Source organism: Mesorhizobium sp. M0522 (genome assembly GCF_040321085.1).
In the GTDB taxonomy this organism is placed as follows: Bacteria; Pseudomonadota; Alphaproteobacteria; order Rhizobiales; family Rhizobiaceae; genus Mesorhizobium.
This window is the reverse complement of record NZ_JAMYQW010000031.1, coordinates 23422-39487: the sequence shown is the minus strand read 5'-3', so window position 1 is coordinate 39487 and position 16066 is coordinate 23422. Positions and strand designations below refer to the sequence as shown.

Sequence of the window (16066 nt, the reverse complement as noted above, 5' to 3'; positions counted from 1 at the left end):
CGATACTTCGGCACCGGTCGGACCAGCTGTGCCTTAGATTGCCTATCCCTCATGCGAACTCTTCTGGTTGGGCACAAAGTTCGGCACCGCCCGGCAACAACCAAAGTTGGGCTCGTGCCGCCTTCGAAAACCGTGAGCTCGGCATGGTTTTCTCTTTGATAGATTTCTTTAGCTTATGCACTGGCAACATGTCGCCTGCGACGGGGTGCGCCGTGCCCACAGCAAGCAGCTCGAGAAGGGTGTCGTATAGGTCGGCGACCTCGCGCATGACGCGTTTGCGCGCGGCGATCAGATTGGGTAGGTCGAGTCCGTACAACTGGGCAGTCCGCTCAACGCGAGCCAGAGACGTCTTGCCGACACAAAGCGTGCTCGGTGAGATATGACCGACTTTGTTTTTTACGTCGATCGCTAGCAAATCGGCGTCGTCTCGACTTATGGGATCGAGCAAAAGCGGTCTTTCGTCGCCAATACAGCGATCACTCCAAGTTGCTGTAGGACTCCCTTCTACAAGTGGAAACCAACTCCCTTTCCCAAAAACCTCGTCTGTTTCTTCATGGGAGCTTAGGCGGTTTGATCGTCCGGCTGCATACCGAAAGTTATTCCAGGAGAAAGCTAGCCAAGGGTAACCGCCATCGGTATTTTTGTAATCACGTATTGCCTCTAGCTTTGGGCGGAAATGATCGACATCGAAAAACGATTGCGGATCATCGCTTTCTGAATACCAGCACTTTCCGTGGGACATTTTACGCAAGTATTTTGCGAAGCTTCGCCAGATATGCGATTTCTTTTTTATGAATTCCGCGCGTTGATCCTCAGGCAACCCTTCGAGCGTTGCCTTAGCACGCGCAGCTACCCTTAATATTTTTTCCGGGATGAGACTGGAGTCGATTCTAACGTAGATCAATGTTTGCTCTTGTCACTTGTAAGTTCTGTAATAAGGTTTCGCATTGCCCGTGCGCGGAGGTCTGCCTGTTCGGGTGTCATGGGAGGGCGATTTGCATATTTCACGTCGCTCCAAGCACGTAAAAAATCCTGATAGAGTGGCTCTCTGTCTTCCAGCATGAAACCCAGCCGATTTAGCTTGTCGGTGATCTGCAACAGGTTAGCGTCCTGTGCTTCAGTTCTTTTGTCGATCCGCGCCAATACATTACGCTGATCAACGAGCTCTTGAGTTCCCGTATCGAGAGTGGTGGGCAGCCCAAATATTTCGGTCAATGTGGCGGTAAATCCCATACCGCGAGGGTCCACATAAGGCTCTGCGGAGGTGGTCTTGCCTTCGTCGTCGCGGCTGAGGATACGAACCTGCCGCTTTTCTAGAGCCGCGATGGTGAGGGGGTTGTGGGAAGTTAGCACGATGTGCAAATTCTGCGCATCAGACGCGAGACCTGCCCATTCGCTTATAAGATCGAGGTACGTGTGCTGCCAAATGGGATTCAAATGAGTATCCGGCTCATCTAGCAAAAAGAGCGCGTCCCTTCCGCGACAAATCCGGATTAACCCGAGCACCATGAGAAGCTGGCGTTCGCCCTCGGAAAGATCACTGAAACCGACGTCGCCGGATTTGTCGTCACCGCGGGATACCCACACTTCAAAACGGCGGATCAGATCCGAGATGTCCACTGCTTCAAGTGCAGTAAAGAGCTCGCGATCATCGTAGGGCTCAGCCAAATTAATGAGTGCGTGGCCATCGCGAATGAAGCAGGCATACTGGGATTCTTTGCGCGCGTTCTTTCGGTAGTCGTCGATCTCATCGGCTTGAAACGCAATAGGTAGGAAAGAATTTTCCTTCAGACTTCGGACAAACTTACCTGCCGGGCCCAACGCGCCCCATAGTGCTTCTGCTTGCTTTTCAAGCGTCGAAAAGCTGCGGCGCCCACGGCCTTCCTTCGAAGGATCGAACCAAGATGGTTGTTTCAAAACCGCAAGCGCAGAGTGGAAACCTGTGATACCAAGCTTATCCTGAAGAAAGTCGGCAACATCGACGTGCTGCAGTTCTGTTTTCGCCTGCAATGCCAATAACGCAAAAGACCCATGGATTGTTCGACAATAAAACATACGCCGCTCTCTTTCTGCCAGCGTACAAGCGTCCAATTCATCTTCTCTCTTGATTTTGTCGTAATACCTCTTCTGGTGATCATCGAAAATCGCTTCAAGACGTCTACTGGTACCTGAGTAGTAACCAAACACTAGAGCCGGAAAGTAGTTATCCTTGCCAGTTTCGAATTCCTTGCGACTAAGCGTGGTGGCGTCACTCCAATCGGAGGTTTTGTCTACAGTGAAAATGCTGGCGCGTCCTTGCCGGTTGCTCAACCGAATTTTTCGCCCGTTGAGCCAATAATCGACTTCGTAGGTGAACCGGGTTTTCCGGTTGAGATCGACATCGTGGAAGACTGTCGCTATCGCCTCGATGAGGTTCGACTTGCCGGAACCGTTCTGGCCGATAATCACAGCTGTCAGCTGCTCCTCGTCGAAGTCGATTTCGAACCCTTTGAGGTTCTTAAACCCGTCTATGTAAACGCGGTCGAGGCGCATCAGGCTGCCTTCAGCCTTCCGTCGATTTCAAGAATGTGCCCGGCTTGGATTTCCCATGCGAGCTGTTTGTAGAAATCGGCGATCTCCAAACTGGATTTCTTAAACAGGGCTCGGGCAATCGCTTCCGCGCTGCGCGGTGCATCGTTTTCATGCCCAAGCTCAGCCGACAGGTCGATGTCCTCGAGAAGGGTTTCCATGCGCAGCAACCCAGCCAAATAGGGCTGGTGCCAAACGTCGTCATCAGCGCGGTTCTTCGGCATCGGCTCGGTCCTTGGTTTGCGGCTTCGGAATGGTTTCTTGGCAGGGGGCAATGCTTCCTTGCTTGCCTCAATGCGCATTCGCTTGCCTCCAGAGCGTTCCGCATTGATGCGTTTCAGCAACACGCTCGCCGGCTCGTCATTAGGGTCTTGGGGTACTAACTCGCCGCGAAAGGCCTTGGTGAGAATTTGCTGCTCGATACTCTCAAGTGCTCCAGCAGCCAGGCCGATCTCCCTTCTGACTGTGTTCACGCGCTTAAGGCTCTGCTCCAGCAGCCGAACGATTGCTCGCTGCTCTCTGATCGATGGCAGAACAAACTCGAACGCACGCAACTTCTTCGCATTAATGTTGGATTGGCTTACGCCGTCGCTTTTCACTTTCCACGAATAGTTCCTGCCTTGTGGGCTGTTTAGGCAATAGGTGAGATAGCGTGGGTCTAGCTCTTTCGAGCAACGGATGCGGATTAGGTAGCCAGCATATATCGCTTGCCGAGAACCATCATAGTACGCGGACTTTCCAACAAGCTCGGGACTGTTCGTTCGATTGAAGAGCACGTCCCCTTCTACGAGGGCATATTTGTTGATCTCAGGCGCATTGGACGTATAGACCAGATCAGACCAATCGAGTGTACCATTCTTTATGTTTCCCATACGCAATACGGGTATGTCACCACTTCGCCCGGACTTAGCAGCAGTTCCGTAAGAAGTATCTCGAACGAAATCGTCCAGTCGCACTCTTTGTGGTTCAGGTAATTTTCCGGCCCGACGCCAGGTCGCAGTGATTTCACCTGAGACTGCTGCGTAAAGCGTTTGTTCGTGCACTTTTTCCAGAAGCACCTGACACCGGTTCAATTCCCCCCGGGAACTGGTGATGCGCGCTAGCAAACCGTCCGCCTTAGCAGCGATGCGTCTTTGCTCAGCCAACGGAGGGAGAGGTATCTCGCTTGCCAGGAGATCCTTGTCGGTAATGGCAGGGTAGAGTGTTCCATCTTGCTTGCGGCTCATTCGTGCGATGAAGTCGTCGCTGCGAACATAGTGGAACAGGTATCGAGGATCGATACCGCCGTTCGTTCGAAGAACTGCGATGCCTGTAGATGTAATTTCACCATCGAGCGCCTCGTCGACCATAGCGATATTTTTGAGATAAGTCCTTACGGTCGAGAAAAGCACGTCACCAGAGCGGATCAATCGTCGCGCACGGGAGGGAGCCTCGCCCACGGAAACTGTTTTCGGTTCGACAATTAGGTTTGATTTATTATCGATCGAACCTATGTCGACGTATCGGAAGGTAGAGCGGCTTAGTTCTAGGGGGTGCATAGTTTGAACGGGCTCAACTACTTCCCCCAAATTGGTTTCCACCCATCCCCTCGGCAGCTCTGCCATTAGGACGCCTCCTCGCCTGCCAGCTCGTCCTGCAGCGCCTGAATCTCGACCATAGCGTTTCCGAGATGACCCACGATCTTTGCCGCGATGTCGACTGGCTCGGTCAGCATATCCTCGTCCACATCTTCGGCGTCGGTTAGCCATTTGATGTCGAGATTGTCGCCGCGCACAACGATCTCGTCACGATTAAATTTGCAGAATCGGCCTTCCGGTCCTTCGTCCTTGCGCTTTGCCCCCCCATTTGGATCGTCGCCATAGGCTTTGATGAAGCTCTGGAGATGAGCCGCCGAGAACTGCGTTGTCTTACCGAACTGAGGCATTCGCGCGCGCAGGTCATAAATCCAGACCGCCTTGGTCTCGTCTTCCTTAAGCCGAGCGATGTCTTTCGTACCCCGCTGGAGAAAGACGACATTGGTCTTGACGCCTTGCGCGTAAAAAATTCCGGTCGGCAAGCGCAGAATCGTGTGTACATTGCATTCGCGCATCATCTTCTGCCTCAGCTGCTTTCCTCGTCCATCTTCGAACAGCACATTGTCAGGCAGCACCATGGCCGCTCGACCGCCCGGCTGGAGATTACGGATACAATGCTCGACAAACGGCAGTTGATACGACGATACGGTCTTGGTGACCGAAAGGTCGTCGCGTGTTGGCTTGCCGCCCGATGGCCCAAATGGCGGATTGGTGAGGATTACCTTCGCGGCCTCCATGTCCGCGCCTTTGGGTGACAGTGTATCGCCAAGGTCGACATGGGCCGGATCGATGCCGTGTAGGTAGAGATTCATCAAGAGTAGACGATAAGTGCCAGCGACATTCTCCATGCCATGAAAGGCTTGTGTAGCCTGGAAATATTGGGCCTTCTGCACTAGATCGAAATAATCGTCCGTTCGAGCTTTCATGTACCGGTCAGCAGCGATTAAGAATCCACCCGTCCCGGCCGCCGGGTCTTGGATGATCTCGCCCGGTTGCGGCTTCATCAACTCGACGATGGCATCGATCAGGACGCGGGGCGTGAAGTACTGCCCGGCACCGCGCTTGGTCTCTTCCGCGTTCTTTTGGAGCAAGCCCTCGTAGAGGTCGCCAAACTGGTCGCGTTCAGTCGAGAACCAGTGGAGCTTGTCGATCTCGTGGACCAACTCACTCAGATTTGCCGGTTCGCGGAGGAAGGTTGATGAATTGGAGAAGATCGCTTGCACGGTACGCGGTAGCGCCTGTGCCTTTTCGTATTCCTTCCTGGCCTTCTCCCCCTCCGATGATTCAACCTCTGCATTTGGGGGCAATACCAGCTTGCCATTGCTCGACACACGAGAGCGCGGATTTCCGAGCGCAGTGAGCATCTCGCGGTAAAGCTGGAGTTGCTCCATGCCACTGGCTCTTAACAGGTCTTCCCAGCGCATTCCCTTGGGAATATTGACGAGCTTCCGGTCATTTTTCGCCTCTTCCTCCTTACCTAGCTCTTTCATCATTTTGAGAAAAAGCAGGTATGTGAGCTCGGTCACATATTGCTGGTAGGTAATGCCATCCTTTCGCAGGATCGTGCATAAGCGCCAAAGCTTGCCGACGATGTCATTCGCGTTCATTTTCCGTTCCCTCAGCAACCGCTTCATGCAGCCGGTGTCGACCAAATGGCTTCGTTGATTTGGCGAAGTGCCGATTCAAGCTCTTCGCCGAACTCTCTTTGAATCTGAACGAAGCCGCCCTGTCCAGCAAATGCTCCCTCGTTGAGCGTATCGACATCAGCGACAGGCGTTTCCTTCAGCGCCCGGCCAATACGCTTCAGCCAACGCTTCTGTGACGCGTTCCAAGGCCGAGAGCCTTCGATCCTGCGCAGGGCATTTTCCACGCGTGTTTCGTAAGGGACTAGAGGGTCGCCGAGCGCAGCTTGGCGCACATAGCCAATGATATGCGCGGCAATGTCAGAATTGCGCGCGCGGCCGTATGCGGTGCGGAGACTCGTTTCGGAGTATCCATTGTCATCGAGAAGCGTAGCCAGATCGCGGAGTTCCTTGCGCGTCAGGTCACGCGGTTTTTGGGTCACGGCCACAATTGCCGGGACGGTGTTCATGTTCTGCCTGATGAACCGCTCGAACCCGTCGATGTAATCTTCCGGTGTGGCATTGTTCCCAAAATAGTCGTCAACGCTGATCAGTTCATCGCGGTGCTCGGAAATCATGATCCCGCCCGGTCGACCCGAGCTTGCAGGTCTTGCATCAAGAACTTGCGAGACGCTCGGATGCGCCGCGAACCACGCCTTCATTTCCTCTGGAGTCATGTTGTTGAGTTTGTCGGCAAGACCGGTGGCTGGAAGCTTTGCCACGGATTGCACCAGCGCCGCCTGACCCTTATCGAGGTGGCGGGCTTTTGCCCTGACAATGACGATGATCTGGTCAGCAATCCACCTTTGGTCATCTGGGGAAGAAGCGCTTCGTAGATCTTCGATGAGTTCGCTTAGGGGAACTTTCGGCTGGGTCACGATCGGCCGCATGTCCGACAGTTCCTGAAGATGCGCGTATAGATCGACCGCATCGAAAATCCGGAAATGCTCTTTGCCGATATCGCGGCACAAGCGGGTCGCACGGCCGATCATCTGGTCATAGAGAATGCGGCTGTTCACGCGCCTGAGGAAAACCAAATTGCAGATTTTGGGAATGTCGACCCCAGTGGTCAGCAGATCAACGGTGACCACATATTTGGGGAGGGCGTCATTGCGGAACCGGAGAATCTTGTCTTGGGTATTGTCGACAGAGCCGGTGATTTTCATCACCATGTCATTCGGTATCGCCCCGTGCTCGGCTTGCAACGCTTGCTTGAGGAGTCGTACCACAGTGTCCGCATGGTCATCCCGGGCCGCGAAGATCAGTGTCTTACCCGGATGGTCGATATCAATTTCCGAGGCTAGGGCCTCGCAAACAACGCGGTTGAATGACTCCGAGTAGACTCGTTTGTTGAATTGCTCGACCTCGAACTCGACCATGTCTGGCAAGGCAAACAGGTCGATCTGTCCGCTTTTCGGATCAATGATCTCCACCTCTTCGCCGCCTTCGAACCGTATGCCTGCTTCGGAAAGAGCAGTTGTTATCCGTTTGGGCGGAAGGTGATCGACTAACCAGCCGTCAATCACCGCTCGTCGATAGGAATAGCTGAAAACCGGGCGACCAAAGATTTCCGTTGTATGGATTGCTGGCGTAGCGGTGAGCCCGATCTTGAACGCGTCGAAGTACTCGAGAACCTGACGGTATTTCGAGAGATAATCGGCAATGTTTCGAAAACTGCTTGCGGTCTCGATCAACTCGGCGTCAAGCGTGTAGCCTCGGTGCGCCTCATCAACGATGATGCAATCATACATGCCAGGAGTTGGCCGCTTTTCTGGATCATCCTCATTCAGAATTCGTGCGACCAAGGACTGCACGGTTGCAACGTGCACTTGATCCTCTTTGTCGGGCAGCCGCTTTTGTAACCCGGCGACTTTGTAAATTTGCGAGAAATTGAGGAATCCTTCGATTTCAGTGGTGTTCAACGCATCGGTTGTCTGTTCGCCCAAAGCCGTCCGGTCCACCAAGAACAGTATGCGTCGGAACCGTTTCTGTTTGAGCAGTCGGTACATCAGGCCGATGCATGTACGCGTCTTGCCAGTCCCGGTAGCCATGGCGATGAGGATCTGCTGTTGGCCATTTTGTATCGCTTCTTCGACAGCGCTTATTGCGGCTTGTTGATACCGACGCAGCGCCGCAAAGCCGATTGTGTCTTCGGCCAACTCGTATGCTGTCGGTTGATGATTTTGCTCCAGCTTCGAGGCTAAATCCTGTGGAGAAAACCATTGAGGAAGCGCAATCGGATGGTTGGTCTCCCGACGTCCGTCCCAAAACCATATCCCGGATTTGTTCGCGAATTGCCGGATGTATGGCCTGCCGTTGGTCGCCAACGCAAAGGGAACTTGAAACGGCTTTTCCAGTCCATGCTGCCATGGCGACTCTGGGTCTACGCATTCTCGATCTAAAATGACATCTTGAGCATAACGCTTCGCTTGTTCGAGAACGGCTGGCACATCCCTAGCGATGCGCTTTGCTTCAACAACAGCCACGCATCTGAGACCGACGAATAGGGCATAATCGACAGGCCCCGAGCTCGTCGGCCATTCGGCAATCGCCCTATTTTTTCCTGGCGCAGGTCGTGAACCCGCAGCGTGTCGGATCAGTCGGCTGTCGACTTCCCAGCCTGCTTCCGACAACTTCACGTCAACTAGCGCGCGGGTCGCACCCTCATCGAGTTCGATTGCATCACCCGCATTGTGGGCGGCGGTGACGAAGGACAAGGTTGTTTGAACTGGCGCCGCTTCCGCTTCCTCCTGCAGTTTGCGCAATTGTTTATTGAGAACCGACTGCTGCCTCTCCTGTTCGGCGGCCAGTTCCTGCCATATCCTGCTCTCTTCCGTCGCTTGCTTCGCGATCTCAGAGACAGCCTGAAGCGCCTTCTTGTGCTCTTCGCTGTTTTCGGCGTGCTGGCGCGCCTCTGCTTCTGCGTTGATCACTGCGTCACGCAATCGCTGCAGCTCGACTTGCACTGATTTTTCGTCATTCTTGGGGGACTGTGGCGGTACGAACGGCCCCGGCTTAAAGCGTGGGTCGCCGCCGAATGTCCTGTGGAACCAAATGGCTAATGCGCGGGCAAGCTTTAAGTTTGACAGCGCTTCGCTGTGACTGCCAGTGAATTCGTGGACGGCAGTGTTCCCCTGCTTTCTGATGGCGTGGATGATCTCCAACACCTCTTGAGGGATCACACGATCAGTTCGCAATCGCCGCAGCAGTTCTGAGAATGCTTCTCTATCGCCCAACGCATAGTTTGCCGTTCTAGCGGCAGTTTCTTTGGTGATGAGTTCCGCGAACTGTCGCGACTTGATCAACGAGGTGTTTGGGTCTTCGGCGAAAAAGCGTTCGGCGAAATATCCGAGCTGTACCAGCTGCTCGTGATAAACTTCTAAGAACTCAAAGTTTGCCGATCGCATATATGTTAGCACCACTACTTGGCTGGAGAGCGTTCCGCATTCGCTGGACACTATCGAAAGCGGGACGCCTTTAATACCACCGAAAGCGCGACGAGCGGCGACCGTGCTCTCTCGCCTATGCAAAGCCAGCCCATAAGGAAAGCGCTGAGATTTCTTTCAGCGCCTCCCTGTAAGTTCAGATCAAGACCTTGAGATAGCAGCAACGCCGAGAAGGCAAGCCGCCAAGTTAATCTAGACGCTGATGATCACAGTGGTGCGTTTCCACATCTGTGGACGCCCTTTCTGGACCACGCCGGCGCAGCCCATTAGGGGTTGCGTGAAGCGCACCATCGACGGACTTACCCGGCCTTCATGGCAGCATCGGACCAGTTTCCGGGTTTCGAACCGCTTCCACTAGACCCCGTTCGAACCTGAGGTGCTCCGCTCATCGAGGGCGCTGCCTTCGACCTTCGCATGCCCAAGCACGCGCCTCAGGGTGTTCCCAGCTGAAGTGACCGCTTTCCGAAGGCGGGGCCAACCAGGGCCAGAGGTGATGTTGAATCTAGTGATGGGAATGATCCCTTGCAATCCTCAAACAAAGGAAGGGCGCTGAGTACAGGCTGGGTACATCCCGCCCCTAGCGGACAACGGCGAGGCCTTTACCGCCTTGACTCGTCGGAGACACGCCACGTTCAATCCACGCTACCGCGCGCCCGCGCGCCCGCGCGCGAGCTTATCGTTCCCCTCCCGTTATCATTCAAGGCCGGGACCGGTGTCAAAAGCGGTGTCTAAGACCTGCGCCAACAGGAACTAAGTCACGACAAGCCATTGATTTAAAACAGAAAGTCGATTCGAAAACTACCGGTTCCTAACCGGTTAGCCGCGCGGAAATCGCCACCGAGCGGCCGGCGCAGCCAAATTTTGGGGCGCTGGTGCTCCTTTGGGACTCAGTTTCCAGAGTAAGCGCTGTCCCGGCGGCACCTTTCGCGCGTGGATGTAAGGGGCGATGTTCGAGGCCTTTGAGGGCTTCGGCATGACGATTCAGAGTTTACGCTTAAGTCCAAGGACGAGGAGCCGATCCGTCGGCTGGAGATCTTCACTGGTTCGGGTCGGCGGCGTGAGTGGCCGCCGGAGGAAACGCCGGGATAGTGGCGGAGAGCTACGAGGCGGGCGAGACGGTTTGTGCTGTGGCACGCCGGTATGGACTTTCCCCGCAGCAATTATTCACCTGGCGTCGGGCTGCTCGCCGGCCGATGGGGGAGCCAGCGATATCGGAATCCATGTTCGTGCCGGCGGTGGTGACGGCAGCGCCTCCGAAGCCTGCGGCGAAGCATCGGCCACAGCCAAGGAAGCGGGAGCCGGCTCGAGACGCGGGTGTGATCGAGCTCGAGATCGACGGCATCGCAATGCGGGTGGGTCGTGGGGCGGATTCGAAGACGGTTGCAGCGGTGATCCGTGCGCTGAGGGCATCCGACCACAGTGCCTGTTTGCTGATCGACACTCTTAAAACGTTGAACATCGACGTTGTGGACCGAGTGTCTGCCTGTGATCGATGCGAGCCAATGTTGATCGGAAAAGTAGTTCCCGAAACTTCCCTGCCGTCTTATTCGTCGTCAGTCAGATCGAATGAACATGAACGTTTTCAATCTCGCCCATCGACTTCCAATATCTAGTCCCGTTGCCGTCCAGGCATCCGATTGCTAGTGGCTGTTGGCCGTTGAATAAAGGCCTGTGAAAATTCCTCCCAACGATCGACCGGCACACACGATTGAACATATCTGCGAACCGCTCCAACTCAGTGCATCGCTTGCCATCGTCACCCTGCCCGATGGCATTTTGATCGAATGAGATCGTGATGAAGACTCCGTTCTTGGCGCGGCACATCTCGACGTCTCGAACCTCGATTTGCTGCCTGGTGGTGAACTGTTCGATCAGGTTTTCAAACCAGGCGATATATTGATCCTGGATTTGACGTGGTGTGATTGCGTGGGCTGCTTGTGACATTGTGGTTCTTTCATATTGACCAGACCCTCCACACGAGTTTGGTAGGCTGGAATACATGGAGATATCTTTGAGAGCTGCGAGGATCGCCGTCAGCAGCACTGCCAAACGTCAAAGGTGAACGTGAGAAACTGATGAAAACGGAAAATCGGGGAACCGGTAAGCAGATCGAAGTCCGTTATTTATCGGTGACGACAATCTCTCAGGCGTTCGCGCACAAGACGGCTTTCGGTGGCGAGTGATTGGGTGACATTAGGGTCGACAGGAGAGAATGTTACTATTGAGACCGTTCCGAATAATGTTAAGCTTACAACCGAAATACTTACGTCGCGGTACCTGATTTATGCAAATTTGGAGAGATATAGACGCGTTCATCGAGAAACTCACTGACGAAAACAGCAGGTTGCTGAAATTGCTCGACGATGAATATCTACACGGCTATACGTACCTACACTGTCCAACATTGCAATATTCCCAGAAAAGTTGTCCCAACACCTCTCAACAGAAGTCACAAATCAGAGACGGACCATTGCCAATCGACAGAACTCTGATACTGTACCCCGCATTTGGTAGCTGAGCATGTACCTCAGGTTTGCAGCCGCGCACTTGGCCAACCCAGTTGGACAATTGATGAGGGCTTTGGTTAAGGAGCGTGCGATGATGCGCAAAGCCATATTCACACTATCTGCTCTTGTTTTTTTGGCCGCATGCAGCTCCACCACCCCGGTCGGACCCGCTACCGAGGACCCCAACGCTCGGCTTCGGAAGGCGGTGTTGGATTCATGTGGTTGGCTGCCGGTCGCTCAGACGTTGGGGTCGCTTGTCCCTTCGGCCACAGCCGGTGTAGCGGCCTTCTCGGCGGTTGCGGCTAAAATTTGCGAAAAGGTTCAAAGCACTCCCGTTCCTGCCGGTGAGAAAAAGGCTTTCACCGTCGAAGTTGATGGTCAGCGGGTGAGCGGGGCCTTCGCCAAAAATTCTGCCGCAACCGAATGATGGCCCCAAGTGCGGATCTTTTCTAGGATAGCATTTGGAGCAGGTATTTTATTGCCTATAATATATTCTCCCGCTATGTTGAATGCGGTGGAAAATAATGCGGACGTCGACAGAAGTATGATAGTCTCCATTCTTCGACGAGACGCAAATGGAGTCCAAGAGGCAATTGAAAACGGGGCGAATCCCCATGCGGTAATATATATAAACTTTGCCGGTGGTCAGGTTGATGCGTCAGCCTTGTCTATAGCTGTTGTAATGAATGAAGAAGACATAGTCTATAAGTTGGTTGATGCCGGCGCTTACGACAAGTCCATATGTTTAATGCCAAATGCAATAGGTCTCATTGAACCTATAAACTCGATACTCCCAGAGGGCGTGAGAAAGGCAACTGTTCAAAGTAGTATTTTAGGACAGTCCTCCCTAAGGTGCTTTCTCGAGCGAGGAAGGTATAGGGTACCCGCTAATGATAGTCGGCGTAGTTTTTTTGATGCGATTGCCGTTGGCGACCTAGAGGGTGTCTCTCGTATCCTTGCGTCTGGAATTGATGTGAACCTGCGGGAGGATACCCTACCGAGCTCTGGTGAAAGCGGCGCGAAGTATTCAGGGAGGACGCCACTTCACGTTGCTGTGCTCGAGCGGAGAACTGAAATAATCCAATTACTAATTAAAGCAGGATCGGATTTGAACGCCCAAGCGGCGGTTGGCTCGGTAAGCGGTGGTTGGGATGGATTTACGCCACTCATGCTGGCGATTGCCGTTCACGAAATCACTGCGATGGACCTTCTAATGGACGCGGGTGCGCGTCTCGACGTAACTGATGCAGATGGTTGGAGTGCGATACACCACGCTTCAGCGGATGACGATAATGAGATCTTGGCCCAACTTCTCGAAGGAGTCGCTGATCATGGCCTTCAGCCGATCTTAGAGAGCCTTACGAAAAGCGGCGACAGCCCACTAAGTTTGGCGTCTAGGGGAAAGGCGGTTGAGAATGTCTCCTTCCTGTTAGCGCTAGGAAAAAGGTGTGATCGTGAGTGCAACCTGAAACCCCTGATTGATAGAGCGTTAGTCGAGAGTGCGACCCTTCGCTTATACGGAGCAATGAGCGAACTTGAAAAAGTGACACTGAAGAAAAAGAGCGGCGAGATCATAAAGCTCCTGTTGGATGCCGGCGGTGATTGCAACGCGTCGGATGAAAATGGCACCCCGATTCTAGCCATCGCTGCTAGAGATGGGCTGGATATTTCTGTTATCCAAGATATTATTTCGAGGGGGGCCGATACAAAACGAATTGACCTATTGGGAAACAGCGTAGAATACTATTCTGCAGCAAGGAATGATTTCTCGAATATCAAAATATTGCTCGAGAGGAAGCGTGAGTCTCCGCAATAGTATCTATGAGCTAGCCAGCTGTAGATCCGCATTGTCCCGTCAGCTGGTAATTCCCAAACGAGCTGAAACGTCACGAAAGCAAAATCGTTAACTCACTGCGAAAAGGCAACCTACTGCGCCATAGCAGAGACGAACAGGTCAAGTGTTACTGCCTGAGGTTTCTGCACAGTTGGTGTAGTTGTTGGAATAAATATATCGCGAGTAGCTTGCGTAACGATATCCTCCCACCTTACATCGTTGATAGGAGACAAGAGTTCCTCGGCAAACGCGGAAACGAATTGCTTAGTGAAGAAGCCTCCGGAGCTCAGATACCATGAGGGATCTCCGGGCGAAGATCCGGACATTAGAATAGTTCCCGAGTAGTCCACCAATAGGCGTCGGAAAGACTCGTGCCTATCAGCAACCGAAGCTGGACCGCGCGCCTGAGCAGGTGGTCCTTCCTGTATCGGCGTATTACAGGTATCGGCAAGTACGATGAGCAGTCGCGGTGGTGGTTCCGATCCTCCTGGGCGCAACAACCCGTCAGCTACCCTTGCAAGCTCCACACGGGCTGGATCCTTGCTACGCCTGCAGTCAAACTCTGGAAACTGCGTCTGGCTTGTTGAGCGCCGAAAGCCATGCCCGGCATAGTAAATAAATACAGTGTCAGTCTTCTCAACTACGATATCGTCGATGGCCTTCTGTATGTTCACGCAATCAAAGTTGTCGTCCTTAACGATGCTAACGTTAATGTTTAGTCCTCCTTCGGTTCGCGCTGCAGCTAGGAGTGCGCTAATTTGCAACAAATTGGCTGCCACACCCGGTCCAATAGTGGGGTCTTGCGTGTCCCCTATCAATACGGCGTGTATTGATATTGATTGTGCAAATACGAAGTTTGTCATCAATGAATAGAAGGCAAACGCTGCACATGCAAGCCACTTCATTTTATTGACCCTCTATCTGTGAATGATTTAATCCACGCTATGTCTAGGTCGACTAGTGAATGCTGCTTGAGCTCGCGCCAGTCGTCGGTCTCCTGAGCGATTGCTCCCGACTCGCATGTAGTCGAAACCAAAAACCACGGGCCAGTATCGAAATATATGCCATAGTCGGGTATAAATGGACATGGTCTAGATACCTCGTCGGTCTTGCCCATCGTTCGACGTACAATGGACATTACCCTGCTAAGTTCATTGTCTACATTAATACGCCCAATCTCCAATTTCCTAGCGCGGTCTACTGACAGCGCTATCGAGTCGGGACTGAGGCCAGAGAGGCTATAGACTATCGCGCTGTCGGAGTTATTGATCGACTCGAGTAAGTTGTTATCGGGTGACTCTCCGGATACGCAACGCAAAGCAAGCGCAGCTGCGTTTATCTGAAACCCGGGCGTAGCATCAATAATCGTTATCGAATGAATAGCGATGGGAGGTCCGCCGGATTCCCGAAAGATCGATCGCGCCTGCCGCGCTAGTTCCTGCAAGACCTCCTCCAATGCAAATTGACGCTGAAAATGCCCCACAGTGGCCTCAATTCGCACTTCGGTCTCCCCGGCCTCGCACTTGGGCGGATCTCCGAAATAAAAACTTACACCAAGCATAGATATTCGATCTAGTCTATCTGCCTTCTGAGCCAATGCACCTTCCGCGAACAAAACAACACTAAAGAGCACCTCGCTGGCTACCAGCATCGCAATCGTGAATAAGAATGTTCTACGGAAAATACACCTCGTCCAGCCGAAAATACTCAACCGGGAGTTTTTTTCGGTCACCATAATACCTATTCCAAGAATCTACTGTGAAATTTCTAACCCATTTAGCTTGCCGTGAGCTATTGGAAAATATGTCGTTATTCGCTCCTACGACCCCCACATGACCTATGTTCGCTCTAGGATGGTATTGTGTTGGAGATATAACGATGCATCCCGGAACCGGTTCGCGAACTTTTACATGTTTTGCCCGAAGAACCTTAACCAGATTGGCGGTTGCCAAGCCGCTCGGGCCGGCAAGTATGGGTCGGCCCAATGCTCTTTCTACAACGCGGTTTACGGCCCATGCGCAGGCCAATCGTCCGCCGTTGGTTCCTCGGGCTTGCTTTGAAATCAGTTCGCTCCCGGCAACAATAGCCGTCGCAGCTGCATCCCGGAGTTTACGGTCCTGGCGCTCAGATGCGTCTGCCATAACTGGGCCAGGTGGCCTAGTTGCGAGCGCTTCCTCGCTGCTTAGCGCAAACAGGCTAAGGTCGACGCTCTGGGCGTCGTCAAAGCTGGCGGGAACGGGGATCTGCGGCAGACCCTCGAAATCGTCAATAATGATGGCTTCGCCGTTAATGGGTCTTTTAACAAGCAGAGGCTCACCCAGACCCTGTTCTTCTTGCAACAAAATAAATACGTAATACAACGCGGATCCGAACTCAATTACTCGATCCAACTGCACTTTAATTGGAAATGTCGCATCGCCAGAGTCAAGTAAAGAGGTAACGTCAGGCGGGACATCCGCCATCAACACATTGGCATCCTGCGCGCTGGACTGTCGGGTCGACCTAATTAAAGTCG

The 16066-nt window shown here is 53.2% G+C and carries 11 protein-coding genes; 3 read left to right on the top strand and 8 right to left on the bottom strand.

Annotation, left to right across the window (positions count from 1 at the left end; all coding sequences use genetic code 11):
* Positions 1 to 49: 49 nt before the first annotated feature.
* The 5 genes from NKI58_RS26480 to hsdR are packed head-to-tail and all read right to left on the bottom strand — an operon-like array spanning position 50 to position 9171.
* Positions 50 to 904 carry an HNH endonuclease family protein gene (locus tag NKI58_RS26480; protein WP_352853948.1) on the bottom strand — a complete coding sequence of 285 codons (855 nt, stop codon included), beginning with the start codon at positions 902 to 904 and terminating at the stop codon, positions 50 to 52.
* Entirely contained in the window at positions 901 to 2532 is a 1632-nt protein-coding gene (locus NKI58_RS26475) for an AAA family ATPase (RefSeq protein ID WP_352853947.1), read from the bottom strand. Before NKI58_RS26475 ends, NKI58_RS26480 begins: the two co-directional genes overlap by 4 nt.
* Complete coding sequence (locus NKI58_RS26470; protein ID WP_352853946.1) at positions 2532 to 4172, bottom strand: restriction endonuclease subunit S; 1641 nt, start codon at positions 4170 to 4172, stop codon at positions 2532 to 2534. Before NKI58_RS26470 ends, NKI58_RS26475 begins: the two co-directional genes overlap by 1 nt.
* Positions 4172 to 5749: a class I SAM-dependent DNA methyltransferase gene (locus NKI58_RS26465; protein WP_352853944.1), complete on the bottom strand. Its 1578-nt coding sequence runs from the start codon at positions 5747 to 5749 to the stop codon at positions 4172 to 4174. The genes NKI58_RS26470 and NKI58_RS26465 overlap by 1 nt, the downstream gene beginning before the upstream one ends.
* 23 nt (positions 5750 to 5772) lie before the next feature.
* Complete coding sequence (gene hsdR, locus NKI58_RS26460; RefSeq protein ID WP_352853943.1) at positions 5773 to 9171, bottom strand: type I restriction-modification system endonuclease; 3399 nt, start codon at positions 9169 to 9171, stop codon at positions 5773 to 5775.
* 1100 nt (positions 9172 to 10271) lie between these two features.
* Here hsdR and tnpA point away from each other — a divergent pair.
* Positions 10272 to 10823 carry an IS66-like element accessory protein TnpA gene (gene tnpA, locus NKI58_RS35625; RefSeq protein ID WP_502898845.1) on the top strand — a complete coding sequence of 184 codons (552 nt, stop codon included), beginning with the start codon at positions 10272 to 10274 and terminating at the stop codon, positions 10821 to 10823.
* On the opposite strand, the gene NKI58_RS26450 is transcribed toward tnpA, so the two are convergent.
* The gene (locus NKI58_RS26450) at positions 10768 to 11154 is read right to left on the bottom strand and encodes a hypothetical protein (RefSeq protein ID WP_352853941.1); all 387 of its coding nucleotides are present in this window, start codon (positions 11152 to 11154) and stop codon (positions 10768 to 10770) included. The genes tnpA and NKI58_RS26450 overlap by 56 nt on opposite strands.
* A 654-nt stretch (positions 11155 to 11808) precedes the next feature.
* Here NKI58_RS26450 and NKI58_RS26445 point away from each other — a divergent pair.
* Both NKI58_RS26445 and NKI58_RS26440 read left to right on the top strand, forming a co-directional pair.
* Positions 11809 to 12144: a lipoprotein gene (locus NKI58_RS26445; protein WP_352853939.1), complete on the top strand. Its 336-nt coding sequence runs from the start codon at positions 11809 to 11811 to the stop codon at positions 12142 to 12144.
* Positions 12145 to 12153: 9 nt separating this feature from the next.
* Positions 12154 to 13533 (top strand): ankyrin repeat domain-containing protein, encoded by a 1380-nt coding sequence (locus NKI58_RS26440; RefSeq protein WP_352853938.1) that lies wholly within the window; start codon positions 12154 to 12156, stop codon positions 13531 to 13533.
* Between the two features lie 110 nt (positions 13534 to 13643).
* On the opposite strand, the gene NKI58_RS26435 is transcribed toward NKI58_RS26440, so the two are convergent.
* Both NKI58_RS26435 and NKI58_RS26430 read right to left on the bottom strand, forming a co-directional pair.
* Positions 13644 to 14456: a caspase family protein gene (locus NKI58_RS26435; protein ID WP_352853935.1), complete on the bottom strand. Its 813-nt coding sequence runs from the start codon at positions 14454 to 14456 to the stop codon at positions 13644 to 13646.
* 768 nt (positions 14457 to 15224) lie between these two features.
* Complete coding sequence (locus tag NKI58_RS26430; RefSeq protein WP_352853933.1) at positions 15225 to 16013, bottom strand: hypothetical protein; 789 nt, start codon at positions 16011 to 16013, stop codon at positions 15225 to 15227.
* Positions 16014 to 16066 lie beyond the last annotated feature (53 nt).

What these genes read in the sequence shown, in the direction of transcription:
- NKI58_RS26475 (WP_352853947.1), bottom strand. Translation starts at nt 2,532, where the DNA reads ATGCGCCTCGACCGCGTTTACATAGACGGGTTTAAGAACCTCAAAGGG.
- NKI58_RS26470 (WP_352853946.1), bottom strand. Translation starts at nt 4,172, where the DNA reads ATGGCAGAGCTGCCGAGGGGATGGGTGGAAACCAATTTGGGGGAAGTA.
- NKI58_RS26465 (WP_352853944.1), bottom strand. Translation starts at nt 5,749, where the DNA reads ATGAACGCGAATGACATCGTCGGCAAGCTTTGGCGCTTATGCACGATC.
- hsdR (WP_352853943.1), bottom strand. Translation starts at nt 9,171, where the DNA reads ATGCGATCGGCAAACTTTGAGTTCTTAGAAGTTTATCACGAGCAGCTG.
- NKI58_RS26450 (WP_352853941.1), bottom strand. Translation starts at nt 11,154, where the DNA reads ATGTCACAAGCAGCCCACGCAATCACACCACGTCAAATCCAGGATCAA.
- NKI58_RS26445 (WP_352853939.1), top strand. Translation starts at nt 11,809, where the DNA reads ATGATGCGCAAAGCCATATTCACACTATCTGCTCTTGTTTTTTTGGCC.
- NKI58_RS26435 (WP_352853935.1), bottom strand. Translation starts at nt 14,456, where the DNA reads ATGAAGTGGCTTGCATGTGCAGCGTTTGCCTTCTATTCATTGATGACA.
- NKI58_RS26430 (WP_352853933.1), bottom strand. Translation starts at nt 16,013, where the DNA reads ATGGCGGATGTCCCGCCTGACGTTACCTCTTTACTTGACTCTGGCGAT.